This is a genomic window from Sinorhizobium mexicanum (genome assembly GCF_013488225.1).
Taxonomy (GTDB): Bacteria; Pseudomonadota; Alphaproteobacteria; order Rhizobiales; family Rhizobiaceae; genus Sinorhizobium; species Sinorhizobium mexicanum.
Window position 1 is genome coordinate 496805 of sequence record NZ_CP041238.1, and the last position, 20323, is coordinate 517127.

Consider the following 20323-nt stretch of genomic DNA (forward strand, 5'->3'; position numbering starts at 1 on the left):
GCTGCGGCCTCGGTTCACGAGTGGATACGCCGAATGGTTTGATTGAAGTCCAAGGATCAGCGCGTGAAAGAAAAAGATCGGCGGTCGAAGAACGCCTCGGTCACGGCGGCGAAAGGCCGGGGCGCTGAGGCGCGGGGCGGCCGCCACGAGCAAAAGCATCCGCCCCTGAAGGGGGCCGGCTTCAAGGGCAGGAGCGGTGGACCGCCCGCAAAAGCTGCGCCGGAGAAAGGCGAGCGGCAGCGATCCGCCCAGGAGGCGCTCCCGACCCATCCCGTCCGGCAAAGAACTGGCGACAAGCCGGGCGAGACCGTGCCGCTCATCCTCGAGACGGCGGCGACCGCAGGCTACCATCTGATCGACAGCGGCGACGGCGAGAAGCTCGAACAATACGGCCCCTATCGCATCGTCCGCCCTGAAGCGCAGGCGCTTTGGCCGAAGGCACTGCCGGCCACGATCTGGGAGAAGGCCGATGCCGTGTTTACGGGCGATACCGACGAAGACGGTATGGGGCGCTGGCGTTTCCCGCGGGAGGTGCTGGGCGAAACCTGGCCGATGCAGCTCCTCGATACGGATTTTCTCGGCCGCTTTACCTCGTTTCGCCATGTCGGCGTTTTCCCGGAGCAGCTTGCGCATTGGTCCTGGGTGAAGGACCAGGTTGCGACGGCCGGGCGGCCGCTCAAGGTTCTCAATCTCTTCGGTTACACCGGCGTCGCCTCTCTGATTGCCGCCAAGGCGGGCGCCGAGGTGACGCATGTCGACGCATCCAAGAAGGCGATCGGCTGGGCGCGCGAAAACCAGACGCTGGCGCGCGCCGAAAAACTGCCGATCCGCTGGATCTGCGACGATGCGATGAAATTCATCCAGCGCGAAGAACGGCGCGGCAGCCGCTATGACATCATCCTGACCGATCCGCCCAAGTTCGGCCGTGGCCCGAACGGCCAGGTTTGGCAGCTCTTCGACCATCTGGCGGCAATGCTGGACATCTGCCGCGAAATCCTGTCGCCCGAGGCGCGCGGGCTCGTCCTGACGGCCTATTCCATCCGCGCGAGCTTCTATTCGATCCACGAGCTGATGCGCGAAACGATGCGCGGACGGGGCGGTCGGGTCGAATCCGGAGAGCTCATCATCCGCGAGGGCGGTCTCGACGGCAAGGAGCCGGGGCGGGCGCTTTCCACTTCCCTCTTCAGCCGCTGGGTACCCAAATGAACACTGACAGAAGCGATCACGGCACGCCGCGCGTCGGCCATGTGAAGGAGATCACCAGCCTCACCAATCCGATCATCAAGGACATCCGCTCGCTTGCGCAGAAGAAGCATCGCGACGAGACGCGTTCCTTCATGGCGGAGGGTCTGAAGCTGGTGATCGATGCGCTCGATCTCGGCTGGAGGATCAAGACCCTCGTCTATGCCAAGGCGGCAAAGGGCAAGCCGCAGGTCGAACAGGTGGCGGCCAAGACGGTCGCCAAGGGAGGTCTGGTGCTTGAGGTCAGCGAGAAGGTGCTCTCGACGATCACCCGGCGCGATAATCCGCAGATGGTGGTCGGCATCTTCGAACAGCGTTATCGCGCGCTGAAGGACATTCGACCCGAGGAGGGCGAGACCTATGTGGCGCTCGACCGCGTTCGCGATCCCGGCAATCTCGGCACGATCATCCGGACGGCTGATGCGGCCGGCGCCTCCGGCATCATCCTTGTCGGCGAGACCACCGATCCCTTCTCGCTCGAGACGGTCAGGGCAACGATGGGCTCCGTCTTTGCCATGCCCGTCGCGCGTGCCAGCGCGGAAGAATTCGTCAAGTGGCAAAAGGCGGCCGGCGTCCGGGTCGTGGCAACGCATCTGGCAGGCGCGGTCGACTACCGGACCATCGACTACAAGTCGAAGCCGGTCGTGCTCCTGATGGGCAACGAACAGGCGGGCCTGCCCGAGGAGCTTGCCCGCGAAGCGGGGGCGCTTGCCCGCATCCCGCAGACGGGCCGGGCGGATTCGCTCAATCTCGCGATCGCCACCGGGATCATGCTATTCGAAGCGCGCCGCCACCTTTTGTCGCTGGATGCCGGCGCATGAGCGAGCGGCAGGTTCTGTTTTCGAGGCCGCTGCCGATCACGGTCTTCATTCTGCTGGCGCTCGTCGCCGACCAGATCATCAAATATCTGGTCGAGGCATTCCTGCCCTTTCAGCAGGCGGTCGCCGTCATCCCCATGCTCGCCCTCTACCGGACCTACAACTACGGCGTGGCCTTCTCCATGCTTTCGGGGATGGAAGACTGGTTCATCGTCGGCATGCGTCTGGCCGTCGTCGGCTTCGTGCTCTGGCTCTGGCGCCGCACGCCGAAAGACCGGTTCTTCGCTCACTTCGGCTATGCGATGATCATCGCCGGTGCGCTCGGCAACCTCGTCGACCGGCTGCTCTTCGGCTACGTCATCGACTATATCCTGTTTCACACGGCCAATTGGTCCTTCGCGGTTTTCAACCTCGCGGACAGCTTCATCACGGTCGGCGCAGGTGCGATCATCCTCGACGAACTGCTGCTGGCGAAAAGGCGCGATCGCTAAAACTTTAAAAACCGCCTGAAGGCATTCGGAAGGCTTCTCATGCTACGTCGGTGGCATGAGCGAAGCGTCACGACTGCAGCGGCGGATCGAGCCCGGTTTCGGCACGGGAGCCCGTGCCGGCCGGGCCGCACCGTTGGCGGCTGCCGCCGGAGGCTATTGGCCGGCGCGTGCCGCCTTAGCCGTCGCAGGCATCGCCGCCGCAGTGATCCTCTTTGCGGCGGGCGCGGCGAACGGCCTTCCCCTGATTTCCGCAATTATCGCTGCGGGCGGCCTTGCCGGGGCCTTCCTGCTTCTCGCCGACGGCATCGAGACGGGCGGCGGGCGAAGGGGAACGCTACGTGAAACCGCCTCTGACGAAGACTGGCAGTGGTTTGAAACCTCGGCCCTGCTTTCGACCATTCATGACGGACTTGGCGATCTTGCCGTCGTGCGCACCATGGACGGTCAGATCGTCTACGCCAACACCGTTCTTCACGAAGTCTGTGCCCGCGTCGACGTGTGCGGACTGACCTGCGCCGCGATAGGCCTGAGCTTCGAACCGAAGCCCGAGCCAAACCACTATCTCGCGCGGATCTCAACGCCGAGGGGAATCCGCCTTTACGACTGGCATGACGTGATCGCCCGCGAGCCGGCGACCGGCAGGCTGATGCGTCACAGCATCGCCCGCGACGTGACCGAGGAGGCGCGGGCCGCGCGCGAACGGGAGGAAGCCCGCCGCCGCGCCGAGGAGGCAAGCCGAGCGAAGTCGCGCCTTCTTGCTACCGTCAGCCATGAGGTCCGCACGCCACTCTCCGGTATTCTCGGCATGAGTCACCTGCTCGGCCAGACCCGGCTGTCGGCCGAGCAGAAAAACTACCTCGCCGGCATGCAGCAGTCCGGCCACGCATTGGTTCAACTGGTCGAAGACTTGATCGACTTTTCCTCGCTTTCGGCCGGGCGGTTTCAGTTGCGTCCCTCGCAGCAGGACCTGCGCCTCGTCATCGAGAGCGTGGTGGAGATGCTCGCGCACCGCGCGCACGAGAAAGGCATCGAGATAGCCGCCACCGTTGCAGCCGACGTGCCGGCGGGGATGGTGTTCGATGCTGCACGTCTCAGGCAGGTGCTCTTCAACGTGATTGGCAATGCCGTGAAATTCACGGAGACCGGTGGCGTCCTCGTTGCCGCCGACATTGCCGATGGCGGCGTCAGAATCCGGATCGACGACACCGGCCCCGGTATGTCGGGCGATGAACTCGGACGCGTCTTCGAGGAATTCGAGCAGGCCGGGGACGATAGTCAGCGCGCCAAGGGTACCGGCCTGGGCCTGGCGATTTCACGCAGGATCATGGAGGCCTTCGGCGGCAACCTGACCGCTTCAAGCGCCTCCGGTCATGGAAGCCGGTTCGAGGTCCGCTTTCCGTTGATCGGGAGCCCTTCGGCCTCGGCACGAGATGGCGTGCTATCTGGCGCACATGTGCTGGCGTTGGGTCCCGATGGGCCGGTCTCGAACGCGCTCGCCGCGACCATTACGTCCCTTGGCGGCGTCTGTCATCGCGCACCGACGCTCGCCGCCGCCGACGCGATCATCGCCGCCGTTCTTTCGAACGACTTGCCGCTGACCGACGTCATCGTCGATCATCGCCATTCGGAGCAGTTCCGCCGCCTCCTTGCGCTACGACCGGAAATCGCCAGCCTCAAACTGCGCCGGACCTACCTTATCAACCCGGAGGAGCGCACCGCTCATCCGGTGAACCAGATCGACGGCTATGAGGCATGGCTTATCCGCCCCTTGCGCGAAAGGTCGCTGGTGGCGGTTCTGCTCGGGCGGCTGAAGGGCATCGAGAAGCGGGACGCGTTCAACGACAACCGCCCGATCCTCCGGGAGGCGTTGCCGCCGGGTGAGGCGGGCGAACAGGACGATCACGATATTCTCCTTGCCGAGGACGATCCGGTCAATGCGCTGATCTTGCGGACGATTCTTCGGCGGGCAGGCTTTCGGGTCCGCCACGTTGGCGATTTCACCAGCCTGGATCGCGCGTTGCACGATCCTGACGAAGCCTTGCGCAAGAGGCCACGCCTGATCCTCACCGATCTCAACATGCCAGGTGGCGATGGCCTGGCGATGCTGAAGCGCCTGCGCGAGCAGGAAGCGACCGGAAACCGCCGCCGCTTGCCCGTTATTGTCTTGACGTCGGATACTCGCGGCGACCTGCATGAGCTGCTGCGCGCAGCAGGCGCGGACTCGGTGTTGGCGAAGCCGCCGGAACCCGGGCGCCTCACGGCAGAAATTGCACGCCTTCTCGAAGCCTGAAGAGCGACTGCATGTGTCGTTAAATCGCAGCCGATTTAGGGATCAAAACATGTCGCAATTCAAAATGCTACAGTCCCCTTTGCGCAGCTGATAAGGTGCGTGGTGCTGTAGGATCCGGCGCGCCGACTATCCCCGCGATGGTTGGGGTTGTAAGCGGCCTTGGTGTCACTATGTTGTAGCACAAACGTGGTTTAAGCCCGGCAGGCACACAGGCGATTCGGGATAACACGGATGACGATCGAACTTCTGGATTCGACGAACGTGATTGACACCTCACATGCGATCCGCAAGACGATTGCGACCCCGGCAACCGAGGTTCTCGGGCGGATCGCCAATCTCGAGACGCGGCTTGCCCGCTCCGCCGCCGAGGTCGATGCTGCACAGGCGGTACGCTACAAGGTCTTCGTCGAGGAGATGAAGGCGCAGGTGGGGCCGGATGCCGAGCGGCGCAAGCGCGACGTCGACAGCTGGGATTCGATTTGCGATCATCTGCTGGTTCTCGACACGTCGATTGAAGGCGACCCGGAAGACCAGATCGTCGGCACATATAGGCTGTTGCGGCAGGATGTGGCAGAGCGGGCCGGCGGCTTCTACTCGGCTTCGGAATTTGCGATCGCCGAACTGCTTGCCCGCCATCCGGGCAAGCGCTTCATGGAACTCGGCCGCTCCTGCGTGCTGCCGGACTATCGGACGAAGCGAACCGTCGAACTGCTCTGGCAGGGAAATTGGGCCTACGCGCTGAAACATGGCGTCGACGCGATGTTCGGATGCGGCTCGTTCCCGGGCGTCGTGCCGGAAGAGCACGCATTGGCCCTCTCCTTCCTGCACCACAATGTTCTTGCCCAGGGTGAGTGGGCGGTTTCCGCCCGGCCGGAGCTTCATCGGACCATGGACCTGATGCCCTCGGAAGCGATCAACCCCAAGAAGGCGCTTTCTGCTCTTCCGCCGCTGATCAAGGGCTACATGCGGCTCGGCGCGATGGTCGGCGATGGCGCTGTCGTCGATCATGTTTTCTGCACGACCGACGTGCTGATCGTATTGCCGATCAGCAATATTTCCGGTCGCTACCTCAACTACTACGGCGCGGACGCCGGACGGTTTTCTTCGGCCGTCTCCTGATCGGCAGGCTGCAGTATTAACCAGTTGTTAAGGATGTGTTTGACTTTCATTATTGGAAGATCAAAGTGTATTTCCATGGTCGATCTGGATTTCATGACGAAGGAATGTAAAAAATAAAGGGAAAGATTTGCAGTGCGTCTGGGGGCGCGTATATTGCAGTCAATTTCCTCTCATTTTTATAACCTAAGAGATGGATCTGCCATAACGTATTGAGCCCACTTCCTTTGCCGGAGAAGTGGGCTCTTGTTTTATTAGGACTCTGTGTGCCATTGCTGCACGGTCCGCCAAGCAATGTTTGCGGGTGAAACAGCAACTGTCTCGAAATGATGCACTGTCTATCGCGCGTCAGGTCCCGGCATTGTAGGCGGCGATTGCAGCCATGTTGACGATATCCGAATCCTTTGCCGACATGGATGCGATCTGCACCGACTTGTCGAGGCCGACGAGCAGCGGGCCGATGACGGTCGAACCGCCGAGTTCCTGGAGCATCTTGGTCGAGATCGAGGCGGAGTGGAACGCCGGCATGACCAAGACGTTGGCGGTGCCGGAAAGCCGGCAGAACGGATACTGCTCCATGACCCGGGCATTGAGCGCCACGTCGGCCGCCATTTCGCCGTCGTATTCGAAATCGACGCGGCGCTTGTCGAGGATCTTTACCGCCTCGCGCACCCGCTCGGAGCGTTCGCCCGAGGGATGGCCGAAGGTCGAATAGGCGAGCATCGCGACGCGCGGCACATAGCCAAGGCGCTTGGCAAGACCGGCGGCCTCCTCGGCGATGTCGGCCAGTTCCTCGGCCGTCGGCATGTCATGGACCGCGGTGTCGGCGACGAGGACCGTGCGGCCGCGGCAGAGCGCGATCGACACGCCGATGACCCGGTGGCCGGGCTTGGCGTCGATGCAGCGGCGCACGTCGTCGAGCGCCGTCGAATAATTGCGCGTCAGGCCCGTCACCATGCCGTCGGCGTCGCCGAGCGCCACCATGCAGGCGGCGAAGTGGTTGCGGTCGTTGTTGATCAGCCGCTGCACGTCGCGGAAAAGGTAACCCTTGCGCTGGAGCCGGGCGTAGAGGAAATCGGTATACGCGCCGACGCGCTTGGACAGGCGTGCGTTGACGATCTGGATGCCGGCGCGGTTGAGGTCGATGCCTTCTCGCTCGGCGGTTTCGCGCATCTGCTCCTCGCGCCCGAGCAGGATGGCCGTGCCGAGCGCCTGGTTGGCATAGGCGATCGCGGAGCGCATCATCTGCACTTCCTCGCCTTCGGCAAAGACGATGCGCTTCGGCTGGCGGCGGACGCGCTCGAAGATGCGCTGCAGCGTCGAGGCGATCGGGTCGCGCCGCGCCGAGAGCTGCTGCCCATAGGCGCTAAGATCCTCGATCGGCTTGCGCGCGACGCCCGTTTCCATCGCGGCCTTGGCGACCGCAATCGGGATCGCCGAGATGAGGCGCGGATCGAAGGGAACCGGGATGATGTATTGCGGTCCGAAGCGCGGCCGGTTGCCCTGATAGGCGGCGGCGACGTCGTCCGGCACGTCCTCCTTCGCAAGGCTCGCAAGGGCTTCCGCAGCGGCTATCTTCATGGCGTCGTTGATTGTCGAGGCGCGCACGTCGAGGGCGCCGCGGAAGATATAGGGAAAGCCGAGAACGTTGTTGACCTGGTTCGGGTAGTCGGAGCGGCCGGTCGCGACGATCGCATCGTCGCGGATGCGGGCGACTTCCTCGGGCGTGATTTCGGGATCCGGATTGGCCATGGCGAAGATGATCGGTTTCGGCGCCATGGAGAGCACCATTTCCGTCGAAAGCGCGCCCTTCGCCGACAGTCCGAAGAACACGTCAGCGCCCTCCAGCGCCTCGGCGAGCGTCCGGCGGTCGGTATCGACCGCGTGGGCCGATTTCCACTGGTTCATCCCGTCCGTGCGGCCCGTGTGGATCACGCCCTTGGTATCGCAGAGAATGACGTTTTCCCCGTTGAAACCCATCGCCTTGATGAGCTCGATGCAGGCGATGGCCGCGGCGCCCGCGCCGTTGCAGACGAGCCTGGTCGTCTTGAAGTCACGCCCGGTGAGCGCCAGTGCGTTGATGAGCCCGGCAGCGGCGATGATCGCGGTGCCATGCTGGTCGTCATGGAATACGGGAATGTCCATGACCTCGCGCAGCCGCTGCTCGATGATGAAACAGTCCGGCGCCTTGATGTCCTCGAGGTTGATGCCCCCGAAAGACGGGCCGAGAAAGCGCACGCAGTTGACGAATTCGTCGACATTCTCGGTGTCGACTTCGAGGTCGATCGAATCGACATCGGCAAACCGCTTGAACAGGACGGATTTGCCCTCCATGACCGGCTTCGAGGCAAGCGCACCGAGATTGCCGAGGCCGAGGATCGCCGTGCCATTGGAAATCACTGCAACCATGTTGCCGCGCGTCGTGTAGTCATAGGCGGTTGCCGGGTCTTCGGCGATAGCCTTCACGGGCACGGCGACGCCGGGCGAGTAGGCGAGCGACAGGTCGCGCTGGGTCGCCATCGCCTTTGTCGGGGCAATTTCCAGCTTTCCGGGTCGACCCTGTGAGTGAAAATCGAGCGCTTCCTGGGCGGTGACGCTCGTCATCGTACGGTCGGTCTTGTCGATGCCCGGCATATTCCCTCAACCTCCTGTGGGCGACCGTCGAGGTCAGCCTCTTTGTTATTGTCGTCTATAAATGCTTGCGGATAGTGTGACATCTCTTTTTTTGGAACAATCATGAATTTCGTGACCGACCCATCGAGCCGCACGGGCGATGTCCTTTCCGTGTCCGATCTGGCAAGCGAGGAGAGCCGCTCGACCGCGACTCCGATGATGGAGCAGTACATCGAGATCAAGGCGAACAATCCGGATTCGCTGTTGTTCTACCGGATGGGCGACTTCTATGAGCTGTTCTTCCAGGATGCGGTCGAAGCCTCGCGCGCGCTCGGGATCACGCTGACGAAGCGCGGCCAGCACCTGGGCCAGGAGATCCCGATGTGCGGCGTGCCGGTTCACGCGGCAGACGACTATCTGCAGAAGCTGATCGCCCTCGGTTTCCGGGTCGCCGTCTGCGAGCAGGTTGAGGATCCGGCCGAAGCGAAGAAGCGCGGCAGCAAGTCGGTCGTGCGCCGGGACGTTGTCCGGCTGGTGACGCCGGGAACGATCACCGAGGACAAGCTGCTTTCGCCGGCAGAATCGAACTACCTGATGGCGCTTGCTCGTATCCGCAGCGGCTCGGAACCGGCCTATGCGCTCGCCTGGATCGACATATCGACGGGCATCTTCCGCCTTGCCGAAACGGCCGAGGGCCGCTTGCTTGCCGATATTCTGCGCATCGAGCCGCGGGAGCTGATCCTGCCGGATACCGTCTTTCACGATCCGGAACTCCGGCCGGTTTTCGACGTGCTCGGCCGGGTCGCTGTGCCGCAGCCGGCGGTGCTCTTCGACAGTGCGACGGCCGAAGGCCGTATATCGCGCTATTACGGCGTGAAGACGCTCGACGGCTTCGGCAGCTTTTCGCGCGCCGAGCTCGCGGCGGCCTCGGCGGCGATCTCCTATGTGGAGAAGACCCAGCTTGCCGAGCGCCCGGCGCTGGGGATTCCGGAGCGGGAAAGCGTCGCTTCGACGCTCTTCATCGATCCGGCGACCCGCGCCAACCTCGAACTGGTCAAGACGCTCTCCGGTGCCCGCGAGGGAACGTTGCTGAGAGCCCTCGACCGAACGGTGACGAGCGGCGGCGCACGGCTTCTCGCGGAGCGGCTGATGTCGCCGCTGACCGATCCCGATCGGATCAACGCCCGGCTCGATTCGATCGAGGTTCTTGCCGACCAGCCGAGTTTTGCGACGGACCTGCGCGACGCCTTGCGACGAGCGCCGGACATGCCGCGCGCGTTGTCTCGGTTGGCGCTCGGCCGCGGCGGCCCACGTGATCTCGGTGCAATCCAGGCCGGGCTTCGGGCGGCAGCAGCGATATCGGCGCTGTTGTCGCGCGGCAGCCTGTCGACGGAACTGACCGAGGCGCATGCCGCGATCAAGGCGTTGCCGGAGGCCTTGCTGGCGAGACTCGAGTCGATGCTCGCCGAAGAACTCCCGCTGTTGAAGCGCGACGGCGGCTTCGTGCGCGAGGGAGCGCATGGCGAACTTGACGAGATGCGAGCACTGCGTGACCAGTCGCGTCGGGTGATCGCCGGCCTGCAACTGCAATATTGCGAAGAGACCGGGATCAAATCGCTGAAGATCAAGCACAACAATGTGCTTGGTTATTTCATCGAGGTGACGGCGGGAAATGCCGGCGCGATGACCGACACGGACGCCGGGCGCGCGCGCTTCATTCACCGCCAGACGATGGCGAATGCCATGCGGTTCACGACGACCGAACTCGCCGACCTCGAAACCAAGATAGCCAATGCGGCCGACCGCGCCCTTGCGATCGAACTCGAAGCGTTCGAGGCGATGGCGGGCGAGGTCGTTGCCGATGCCGATGCGATCAAGGCGGCGGCGCTGGCGCTCGCGACGCTCGATGTGTCGACTGGCCTGGCCGTCCTTGCCGAAGAGCAGAACTATGCACGCCCAGCGGTCGATCGCTCGCGGATGTTTACGATCGACGGCGGGCGCCATCCTGTCGTCGAGCAGGCGCTCCGACGTCAGGCAGCCAACGCCTTCGTTGCCAACGGCTGCGACCTGTCGCCACCGGACGGTCACGACGGCGGGGCGATCTGGCTGCTGACGGGCCCCAATATGGGCGGTAAATCGACCTTCCTGCGGCAGAACGCGCTGATCGCGATCATGGCGCAGATGGGGTCGTTCGTGCCGGCGGCGGCAGCGCATATCGGCATCGTCGACCGGCTCTTTTCCCGCGTCGGCGCGTCCGACGATCTTGCGCGCGGCCGTTCGACTTTCATGGTCGAGATGGTCGAAACCGCAGCGATCCTCAACCAGGCGACGGACCGCTCGCTGGTGATCCTCGACGAGATCGGCCGCGGCACCGCGACCTTCGACGGCCTGTCGATTGCCTGGGCTGCGGTCGAGCACCTGCACGAGGTCAATCGATGCCGCGGGCTATTCGCCACCCATTTCCACGAGCTGACGGTGCTTTCCGAAAAGCTCGGCCGTCTCTCGAACGCGACGATGCGGGTCAAGGAATGGGACGGTGACGTGATCTTTCTGCACGAGGTCGGTCCCGGTGCCGCCGACCGCTCCTACGGGATCCAGGTCGCACGGCTTGCCGGCCTGCCGGCGTCGGTCGTCGCGCGGGCGAAGGACGTGCTTGCCAAGCTCGAGGACGCCGATCGCAAAAACCCGGCGAGCCAGCTGATCGACGACCTGCCGCTTTTCCAGGTGGCGATACGGCGCGAGGAAGCGGCAACGAGGGTCGGCCCTTCGAAGGTCGAGGAGGCGCTGAAGGCGCTCAATCCTGACGACATGACGCCGCGCGACGCCCTCGACGCACTCTATTCGCTGAAGAAACAGCTGGGCGCCCGCTGACCTTCCCTTGAAGCGGCATCGATCGGCTCTTGCATGCCAAGCGGATTTTTCCTGTCATTTGCCAGATAGAAAGGCTATACAGCGCCGCGTGTCTTTCGAGGCGCACAGGCACAAAGGACGTGGCATTTTGAAATGCTGCATGTTTCCGGCCGGTCCACGGCGACATGCAGGAGCGCTGGCAGATGCAGCGGAATACCCAACCAGTCGGACAGGACGCCCCTCGGCACTTCATGGCCAGACACGAACCTTCCTTTCCCGAGATTCTAGATGTTGCGGCGCTGCGCGCGAAATTGAGCTTCATAGCCTCTGCTCATGCGGAGCAGCGAGAGCCGATGCGCCAGGCGCTGCTCGCAGCGTTCAAGCAGGCCAATCTTGCGGGTCGCGCCAAGGCGCGCGAGTTGCTGGCCGTCGACGGGGCCGGGATCAAATGCGCCGAACGCATCTCCTGGCTCCAGGACCAGCTGATCACCCTTCTGCATGATTTCGTGCTGAACGAGGTTTTCGACGCGGCGAAGGCGCCGGAGGCGTCTCGCATAGCGGTGACGGCCGTCGGCGGCTACGGCCGCGGAACGCTTGCGCCGGGGTCGGACATCGACCTCCTGTTCCTGTTGCCAGCGAAGAAAGCGGTCTGGGCCGAGCCGGCGATCGAGTTCATGCTCTATATCCTCTGGGACTTGGGCTTCAAGGTCGGTCATGCGACGCGCACGATCGAGGAATGCATCCGGCTGTCACGTGCCGACATGACAATTCGCACGGCGATCCTCGAATGCCGCTACATCTGCGGCTCCGAGGTGCTGGCGAACGAACTCGAAACGCGGTTCGACCACGAGATCGTCCGCAATACCGGCCCCGATTTCATCGCCGCCAAGCTTGCCGAGCGCGATCAGCGCCATCGCAAGGCGGGCGACACACGCTATCTTGTCGAGCCGAATATCAAGGAGGGCAAGGGCGGGCTTCGCGATCTGCACACGCTGTTCTGGATCGCCAAGTATTTCTACCGGGTCAAGGACTCGGCCGATCTCGTCAAGCACGGCGTTCTGTCGCGACAGGAATACAAGCTTTTCCAGAAATCGGCGGATTTCCTTTGGGCCGTGCGTTGCCACATGCATTTCCTGACGGGCAAGGCAGAAGAACGGCTGTCCTTCGACATACAGCGCGAAATCGCCGAGGCGCTTGGCTATCACGATCATCCCGGCCTCTCGGCGGTCGAGCGCTTCATGAAGCACTATTTCCTCGTCGCCAAGGACGTGGGTGATCTGACGCGCATCTTCTGCGCCGCGCTCGAGGACCAGCAGGCGAAGGACGCACCGGGGATTTCCGGGGTGATCAGTCGCTTCAAGCATCGCACCCGCAAGATCGCCGGCACGCTTGATTTCGTCGACGACGGCGGACGCATCACGCTGTCGAGCCCCGATGTCTTCAAGCGCGATCCGGTAAACCTTCTGCGGCTCTTTCACGTCGCCGACATCAACGACCTCGAGTTCCATCCGGCCGCGCTGAAGCAGGTAACCCGCTCGCTGAGCCTGATCACGCCGCAACTGCGTGAAGACGAAGAAGCCAACAGGCTGTTCCTGTCGATCCTGACATCGCGGCGCAATCCGGAACTGATCCTGAGGCGCATGAACGAGTCCGGCGTCCTCGGGCGCTTCATCCCGGATTTCGGCAAGATCGTGTCGATGATGCAGTTCAACATGTATCATCACTATACGGTGGATGAGCATCTGCTGCGCACGGTCGATATTCTCTCGCGAGTCGAGCGCGGCATCGAGGAGGAGGCGCATCCGCTCTCGGCCACGCTGATGCCAGGCATCGAGGATCGCGAGGCCCTCTATGTCGCCGTGCTGCTGCACGACATTGCCAAGGGCCGACCGGAGGACCACTCGGTCGCCGGCGCCAAGGTGGCCCGCAAGCTCTGCCCGCGTTTAGGGCTTTCGCCGAAACAGACCGAAACGGTTGTCTGGCTGGTCGAGGAGCATCTCACCATGTCGCTGGTGGCACAAACCCGCGACCTCAACGATCGCAAGACCATCGTCGATTTCGCCGAACGCGTGCAGTCGCTCGATCGCCTGAAAATGCTGCTCATCCTGACTGTCTGTGACATCCGCGCGGTGGGGCCGGGTGTGTGGAACGGCTGGAAGGGGCAATTGCTGCGCACGCTCTACTACGAGACCGAGCTTCTGCTCTCCGGCGGCTTCTCGGAATTGTCGCGAAAGGAGCGGGCAAAACATGCGGCCCACATGCTGGGGGAGGCGCTGACCGATTGGTCCGAAGCGGACCGCGAGGCCTATGTGCGGCTGCATTATCAGCCCTATCTTCTTTCGGTGGCGCTCGAGGATCAGGTTCGGCACGCGGAGTTCATTCGCGATGCGGACCGGGCCGGCAAGACACTTGCGACCATGGTGCGCACGCACCAGTTCCATGCCATCACCGAAATCACCGTGCTTTCCCCGGACCATCCGCGCCTGCTGACGGTCATTGCGGGGGCCTGCGCTGCGGCGGGCGCCAACATCGTCGACGCCCAGATCTTCACGACGTCCGATGGACGGGCGCTGGACACGATTCTCGTCAATCGGGAATTTCCGGTCGACGAGGACGAGATGCGCCGGGCGGCGAGCATCGGCAAGCTGATCGAGGATGTGCTGTCCGGCCGCAAGCGGCTGCCCGAAGTTATCGCCAGCCGCACGCGGGTGAAGAAGCGCAGCAAGGCCTTCACGGTCACGCCGGAAGTGACGATCAGCAACACGCTGTCGAACAAGTTCACCGTGATCGAGGTCGAGGGCCTCGACCGGCCCGGCCTCCTCTCCGAGGTGACGGCGGTGCTTTCCGACCTCTCGCTCGATATCGCCTCGGCCCATATCACCACGTTCGGCGAGAAGGTGATCGACACCTTCTACGTGACCGATCTGGTCGGGTCGAAGATCACCAGCGAGAACCGGCAGACACACATCGCGGCGCGCCTCAAGGCTGTGCTGGCGGGCGAGGTCGACGAAGTCCGTGACCGCATGCCCTCCGGCATCATCGCGCCGGCCCCCGCGCCGCGTGCCTCGCACGCCTCCAAAACGACAAAAGCCGAAACATGAGTCTGGTCAAGAAATTTGCAACCGTCGGCGGCGCGACGCTCGGAAGCCGCATCTTCGGCTTCATCCGCGAAACCTTCATGGCGGCGGCGCTCGGCACCGGGCCGGTCGCCGACGCCTTCAACACCGCCTTCCGCCTGCCCAATACCTTCCGCCGGCTTTTTGCCGAGGGCGCTTTCAACTCCGCCTTCGTGCCACTCTTTGCCAGGGAGATCGAAGCCCGCGGCATGGACGGCGCGCGTCGCTTTTCGGAAGAGGTTTTCGGTGTGCTCTTCACCGTCCTCCTGTTTCTGACGATCGCCATGGAACTGGCGATGCCGTTCATCGTGCGGGAGCTGATAGCCCCGGGCTTTGCCAATGATCCGGCGAAGTTCGCAAGCACTGTCACCTTCGCGACGATCATGTTCCCCTATCTCGCCTGCATGTCACTGGCGGCGATGATGGCCGGCATGCTGAACTCGCTGCACCGCTACTTCGCCGCGGCGATCGCGCCGGTGTTTCTGAACGTCATCCTGATCGGCGTTCTTGCCTATGCCTGGTATGACCGCCAGGACGCGATTGCGGTCGGCTACGGCCTTTCCTGGGGCGTCCTGGCTGCCGGGCTCGTACAGCTCGCGATCGTCTGGTTCGCCGTGCGCAGTGCTGGAATCCGGATAGGGCTTCGCCGCCCGCGGCTGACGGCGAATGTCAGGCGGCTCCTGGTGCTGGCGTTGCCGGCGGCGATCACCGGCGGCATCACCCAGATCAACCTCCTTATCAACACCAATATCGCCTCGGCAAAGTCGGGTGCCGTGTCGTCGCTCGTCTATGCCGACCGTATCTACCAACTTCCGCTCGGTGTCGTCGGTATCGCGGTTGCGACCGTGCTGCTGCCTGAACTGGCACGGGCGTTGCGCGCCGGAAATCTCAACGAAGCGTCGAACCTGCAGAACCGCTCCGTCGAATTCACGCTGTTCCTGACGCTGCCGGCCGCCGCCGCGCTGCTGGTCATGTCGGAACCGATCGTCCGGCTGCTCTTCGAGCGCGGCAAGTTTTCACCGGAATCGACCGTCGTGGTCGGCCATATCCTGGCGATCTACGGCCTTGGCCTGCCGGCTTTCGTGCTGATCAAGGCCTTCATTCCGGGGTTCTTCGCACGGGAGGACACGCGCACGCCGATGATCTTCGCCGCCATTTCCGTGGTGGTGAACGTGTCGCTGGCCTTGACGCTGTTTCCGACGCTTGCCGCGAGCGGCATTGCAACGGCGGAGATCGTCGCCGGTTGGGTGAATGCCATACTGCTGTTCGCAACCCTCGTCTGGCGTGGCCATTGGGGCCGCGACATCCCGCTGTTGACCCGTATTCCACGCCTGATCGCTGCGGCGGCGATTATGGCGGCCGTGCTGCATTTTGCGATCCAGTGGCTGGCGTTCCCGCTCTCCTCCGCCGCGCCGCTCTTGACCCGGGCAGTAACGCTATGCGGGTTGGTGGCGGCAGCGATGGTGATCTATTTCGCCTTCGCCTTCGGCCTCGGCGGCGCGAGCCTCGGCATGATCCGCCGCAACCTGAAGCGCAAGGCCGCGGGCGCTCCGGCCGAAGCCGCAGCCAGCCAGGAGCCTGACGCGTCATGAAGCAGACGGTCGCGCGCGTCACCATCGTCGTGCCGAATTACGACGACGGCATCGCCTTCTATTGCGGCAAGCTCGGTTTCGATCTGATCGAGGACACGGACCTCGGCAGCGGCAAGCGCTGGGTGCTCGTTCGGCCGAAAGGTGCCACGGAGACGGCCTTGCTTGTCGCCAAGGCCGAGGGTGAACGGCAGCGGGACGCGATCGGCAACCAGACCGGCGGCCGGGTCGGTTTCTTCCTGTTCACCGACGACTTTGCCCGTGATCACGCCGCGATGCTGGCCGCCGGCGTCGAGTTCCGTGAGGCGCCCCGTCACGAGGCCTACGGTTCCGTTGCGGTGTTTGCTGACCCGTTCGGCAACCTTTGGGATCTGTTGCAACCGGCGTCGTGATCCATTGCATGCCCGCACCCCCTTGATTGCACTTTGCCTGCCGTGCATAAGCGCGGCGGATATCAACTGGAGACGGGCCCTCCACAAGCCCGATTGAGGACGACATGAACGAATTCAAGCCGCTCGTATTTTCCGGCGTACAACCGACCGGCAACCTGCATCTCGGCAACTACCTCGGCGCGATCCGCAAGTTCGTCGCCCTGCAGGAAAACAACGACTGTATATATTGCGTGGTCGACCTGCACTCGATCACCGCGCAGCTGGTGCACGAAGATCTGCCGGGCCAGATCCGTTCGATCGCGGCCGCCTTCATCGCTTCCGGCATCGATCCCGAAAAGCATATCGTCTTCAACCAGTCGGCCGTGCCGCAGCACGCTGAGCTTGCCTGGATCTTCAACTGCGTCGCCCGCATCGGCTGGATGAACCGGATGACCCAGTTCAAGGACAAGGCCGGCAAGGATCGCGAAAACGCTTCGCTCGGCCTGCTCGCCTATCCGAGCCTGATGGCGGCTGACATCCTCGTCTACCGCGCCACGCATGTCCCGGTCGGCGACGACCAGAAGCAGCACCTGGAATTGACGCGCGACATTGCCCAGAAGTTCAACATCGACTTCATGGAGCATATCCGGGCGCGCGGCTACGGCGTCGACATCGTCGTCGGCGAAGAGCCGATCCATGCCTACTTCCCGCCGGTGGAACCGTTGATCGGCGGACCTGCGCCGCGCGTCATGTCGCTGCGTGACGGCACGAAGAAAATGTCCAAGTCCGATCCTTCCGATCTGTCGCGCATCAACTTGATGGATGATGCCGAGACGATCTCGAAGAAGATCCGCAAGGCCAAGACCGACCCCGACGCGCTTCCGAGCGAAGTCGACGGCCTCGCCGGCCGTCCGGAGGCGGAAAACCTCGTCGGCATCTATGCGGCGCTTTCCGACAAGACGAAGGATGAGGTTCTCGCCGAGTTCGGCGGCCAGCAGTTCTCGGTCTTCAAGCCGGCTCTGGTCGACCTCGCCGTCAATGTGCTGTCGCCGATCACCGGCGAGATGCGTCGCCTGATGGATGATACCGCGCACATCGACGCAATCCTGAGGCGTGGTGGCGAGCGGGCGCGGGCCCGGGCCGAAAAGACGATGCGCGAGGTTCGCGAAATCATCGGGTTTTTGCAGTAGCGCGCAAAAATGAGGCCTTGCGGGCAGCCAACGGCGATGTAATGTTCGCGTCATGGTATCAACCCGACTCTCACGACTGGAAGGTCACCGCCGCAAGTTCATGGCGGTGATCGACGATACGCCCGAATGTGGCCGCGCCGTGCATTATGCCGGGATGCGCGCGAAGAACTCGAATGGCGGCCTGGTGCTGCTCTACGTGATCGCCGATGGCGACTTCCAGCAATGGCTGGGGGTCGAGGAGATCATGCGGGCGGAGGCACGCGAAGAGGCCGAAGCGACGCTGGCGAAGGTGGCCCAGACGGTGCGCGAAAGCATCGGCATCGAACCGGAAATCGTCATTCGCGAAGGGATCGCCACGGAGCAGATCCACGCCGTGATCGAGGACGACCGCGACATCGCCATTCTTGTGCTTGCAGCGGGATCGGCAAAGGAAGGGCCGGGGCCCTTGGTGTCGTCCATCGCCGGAAAGGCCGCCGCCTTTCCGATCCCCGTGACCGTCATTCCCGATATGCTGACGGACGAGGAAATAGACGCACTGAGTTAAAGCAATTCCATGCAGGGCGCGACGGATTCCATCCGCAATTGCGCCGTTTCCAAGCCGGGAAGAAGCGGTCTTGTGCACGCTTCCCGGGTCCCGATCATCACGGTTGAGGTGCGACGGCATGCGCCCTTGCGAGGGCGGCGCGAAGCACCTATATTTTTGAACAATTCTAAAGAGCCGGTCGGGAAGCGCTTCCGGCGAAACGGAGAGAGAGATGTTCATCCAGACGGAAGCCACGCCAAATCCGGCCACGCTCAAGTTCCTGCCGGGCAAGGTGGTGATGGAGAACGGTACAGCCGAATTCCGGAGCGAAGAAGAAGCCCGTGCAGAGTCGCCCTTGGCAGCCCGGCTCTTCTCGATCCCGGGCGTTACCGGTGTCTATTTCGGTTACGACTTCATCACGGTCAGCAAGGAAGGGCAGGACTGGCAACACCTGAAACCCGCCATCCTGGGCTCGATCATGGAACATTTCATGTCCGGCCAGCCGGTCATGTCGGGCGCCGGCCGTGCCGAGGAGACGGACCAGGAAGGCGAGTTCTTCGACGAGGGCGACGAAGCGATCGTTGCCACGATCAAGGAATTGCTTGAAACGCGCGTTCGTCCGGCTGTTGCCCAGGATGGTGGCGACATCACGTTCCGCGGCTTCAAGGATGGCACCGTGTTCCTGAACATGAAGGGCGCATGCTCTGGCTGCCCGTCCTCGACCGCGACGTTGAGGCACGGTGTGCAGAACCTGCTGCGCCACTTCGTTCCGGAAGTCGAAGCAGTCGAATCCGTCTGATCCGGGGCGCCCTGTCCCGTCGTCGTTCGTCACGCGCAAGAGCGGGTGCCAGAACGGCGGGAAGGGCACTTCGCGCCGGATCTGCGCGCGAAGCAATGGAGGGAGGCCATTGCGGCTGACATGTTAGTGCTTGCCATCGATACATCCGGCAGCGGTTGCTCCGCTGCGGTTTATGACAGCGCGTCCGCCAAGGTTCTGGCACGCGCGGGCGCAAACATTGGACGCGGCCACGCCGAGCGCCTGATGAAGTTCGTCGACGAGGCGCTGCTCGCGGCCGACAGGAAGCTTGCAGATATTGACCGTATCGCAGTCACAATCGGCCCCGGCTCCTTTACCGGAATTCGTGTCGGCGTCGCGGCCGCGCGTGGCCTTGCACTCGCCCTTGGCAAGCCGGCGGTGGGCATCACCACGCTTGAGGTCGCCGCAGAAAGCGCCAGGCTGGCGACGTCCGGCAAGGCGGTTCTCGTCGTCATCGACGCGAAACGGGACGAAGTCTATGCCCAGGTTTTCGACGCCTCGGGTGGAGCAAGGGGCGAGCCTGAAATTCTATCGGTCACGGCGGCGCGCGAGCGGTTTTCCGGCTTCGAAGGCATCGTTTGCGGCTCTGGCGCTTCCCTCGTTGACCATGTGCAGCCAGGTGGAATGCCGGACGATATCGACATTGCCGTCGTTGGCCGGCTGGGTGCCGGCGCCGATCCAGCTTCAGCCAAGCCGAAACCTTTATACTTGCGTGGACCGGATGCGAAGCCACAGGCAGGTTTCGCCGTAACCCGAGCCTAGACCACGATGAGTTTGACCGATTATTTCACCCGTCGGACGGAGTTCGATATTTTCCCGCTCGAGGAGGGCGACCTCGTTGCCGCCGCGGCGCTGCATAGCCAGCGCTTCGCATCTCCCTGGAGCGACGGTGAAATTCACGCATTGCTGTCGCAGGATACCGTTTTTGGCTTCGTGGCGCGCCAGACGAAGGGCGCCTTTCGTCCTGCGGTCGGCGGTTTCGTGCTCTCGCGCGCCGTGGCCGGTGAAGCCGAAATCCTGACGATCGGGGTCGACCCGCGTTTCACCCGGTCTGGCCTCGGCTGGCGTCTGATGCAGGCGGCGATGCGTGAGGCGCTCGTCAAAGGGTCCGAGGCGCTCTTCCTCGAAGTCGATGAAACGAACCAGGCCGCACTCGGTCTCTATCAGAAGCTCGGCTTCCTTAAGGTTGGCGAACGCCGGGCCTACTACCAGGGATCGACCGGAGCGCGCACGGCGGCGCTTGTCATGCGACTCGATCTTCGCTAGTCCGATTCACCATATGGTCCGGCTTTCGAAA

At 63.3% G+C, this 20323-nt stretch carries 15 protein-coding genes; 14 read left to right on the top strand and 1 reads right to left on the bottom strand.

From position 1 onward, the window contains the following. Window positions 1-63: 63 nt before the first annotated feature. The 5 genes from FKV68_RS02350 to olsB all read left to right on the top strand — a co-directional run bounded on the left by FKV68_RS02350 (window position 64) and on the right by olsB (window position 5960). On the top strand, window positions 64-1206 hold the full coding sequence (locus FKV68_RS02350) for a class I SAM-dependent methyltransferase (protein ID WP_180939947.1): 1143 nt from the start codon (window positions 64-66) through the stop codon (window positions 1204-1206). Further along, a complete protein-coding gene (locus tag FKV68_RS02355; RefSeq protein WP_180939948.1) occupies window positions 1203-2063 on the top strand; it encodes a TrmH family RNA methyltransferase in 861 nt (286 codons plus the stop codon). The genes FKV68_RS02350 and FKV68_RS02355 overlap by 4 nt, the downstream gene beginning before the upstream one ends. Continuing rightward, window positions 2060-2551 carry a signal peptidase II gene (gene lspA / locus FKV68_RS02360; RefSeq protein ID WP_180939949.1) on the top strand — a complete coding sequence of 164 codons (492 nt, stop codon included), beginning with the start codon at window positions 2060-2062 and terminating at the stop codon, window positions 2549-2551. The genes FKV68_RS02355 and lspA overlap by 4 nt, the downstream gene beginning before the upstream one ends. 55 nt (window positions 2552-2606) lie before the next feature. Beyond that, window positions 2607-4841 (top strand): hybrid sensor histidine kinase/response regulator, encoded by a 2235-nt coding sequence (locus FKV68_RS02365; RefSeq protein ID WP_180939950.1) that lies wholly within the window; start codon window positions 2607-2609, stop codon window positions 4839-4841. Window positions 4842-5072: 231 nt separating this feature from the next. Continuing rightward, entirely contained in the window at window positions 5073-5960 is an 888-nt protein-coding gene (gene olsB, locus FKV68_RS02370) for a l-ornithine N(alpha)-acyltransferase (protein ID WP_180939951.1), read from the top strand. Window positions 5961-6305: 345 nt separating this feature from the next. Here the strand turns inward: olsB and FKV68_RS02375 are convergent, their stop codons facing one another. Beyond that, on the bottom strand, window positions 6306-8591 hold the full coding sequence (locus FKV68_RS02375; protein WP_180939952.1) for an NADP-dependent malic enzyme: 2286 nt from the start codon (window positions 8589-8591) through the stop codon (window positions 6306-6308). A gap of 102 nt (window positions 8592-8693) precedes the next feature. On the opposite strand from FKV68_RS02375, the gene mutS reads away from it, so the two are divergent. The 9 genes from mutS to FKV68_RS02420 all read left to right on the top strand — a co-directional run bounded on the left by mutS (window position 8694) and on the right by FKV68_RS02420 (window position 20292). Next, on the top strand, window positions 8694-11441 hold the full coding sequence (gene mutS, locus FKV68_RS02380) for a DNA mismatch repair protein MutS (RefSeq protein WP_180939953.1): 2748 nt from the start codon (window positions 8694-8696) through the stop codon (window positions 11439-11441). A 230-nt stretch (window positions 11442-11671) separates the two neighbouring features. Next, entirely contained in the window at window positions 11672-14521 is a 2850-nt protein-coding gene (locus FKV68_RS02385) for a [protein-PII] uridylyltransferase (RefSeq protein ID WP_180939954.1), read from the top strand. After that, complete coding sequence (gene murJ / locus FKV68_RS02390; RefSeq protein ID WP_180939955.1) at window positions 14518-16128, top strand: murein biosynthesis integral membrane protein MurJ; 1611 nt, start codon at window positions 14518-14520, stop codon at window positions 16126-16128. The genes FKV68_RS02385 and murJ overlap by 4 nt, the downstream gene beginning before the upstream one ends. Further along, a complete protein-coding gene (locus FKV68_RS02395) occupies window positions 16125-16517 on the top strand; it encodes a VOC family protein (RefSeq protein WP_180939956.1) in 393 nt (130 codons plus the stop codon). Before murJ ends, FKV68_RS02395 begins: the two co-directional genes overlap by 4 nt. A gap of 104 nt (window positions 16518-16621) precedes the next feature. Continuing rightward, window positions 16622-17686, top strand: a complete 1065-nt coding sequence (trpS, locus tag FKV68_RS02400; RefSeq protein WP_153438838.1) for a tryptophan--tRNA ligase — start codon at window positions 16622-16624, stop codon at window positions 17684-17686. 52 nt (window positions 17687-17738) lie between these two features. Beyond that, on the top strand, window positions 17739-18230 hold the full coding sequence (locus tag FKV68_RS02405) for a universal stress protein (RefSeq protein ID WP_180939957.1): 492 nt from the start codon (window positions 17739-17741) through the stop codon (window positions 18228-18230). A 211-nt stretch (window positions 18231-18441) separates the two neighbouring features. Further along, the gene (locus FKV68_RS02410; protein ID WP_180939958.1) at window positions 18442-19008 is read left to right on the top strand and encodes a NifU family protein; all 567 of its coding nucleotides are present in this window, start codon (window positions 18442-18444) and stop codon (window positions 19006-19008) included. A gap of 120 nt (window positions 19009-19128) precedes the next feature. After that, on the top strand, window positions 19129-19788 hold the full coding sequence (gene tsaB / locus FKV68_RS02415) for a tRNA (adenosine(37)-N6)-threonylcarbamoyltransferase complex dimerization subunit type 1 TsaB (RefSeq protein ID WP_180939959.1): 660 nt from the start codon (window positions 19129-19131) through the stop codon (window positions 19786-19788). Window positions 19789-19794: 6 nt separating this feature from the next. Beyond that, window positions 19795-20292, top strand: a complete 498-nt coding sequence (locus FKV68_RS02420) for a GNAT family N-acetyltransferase (protein ID WP_180939960.1) — start codon at window positions 19795-19797, stop codon at window positions 20290-20292. The last annotated feature ends 31 nt before the right edge of the window (window positions 20293-20323 follow it).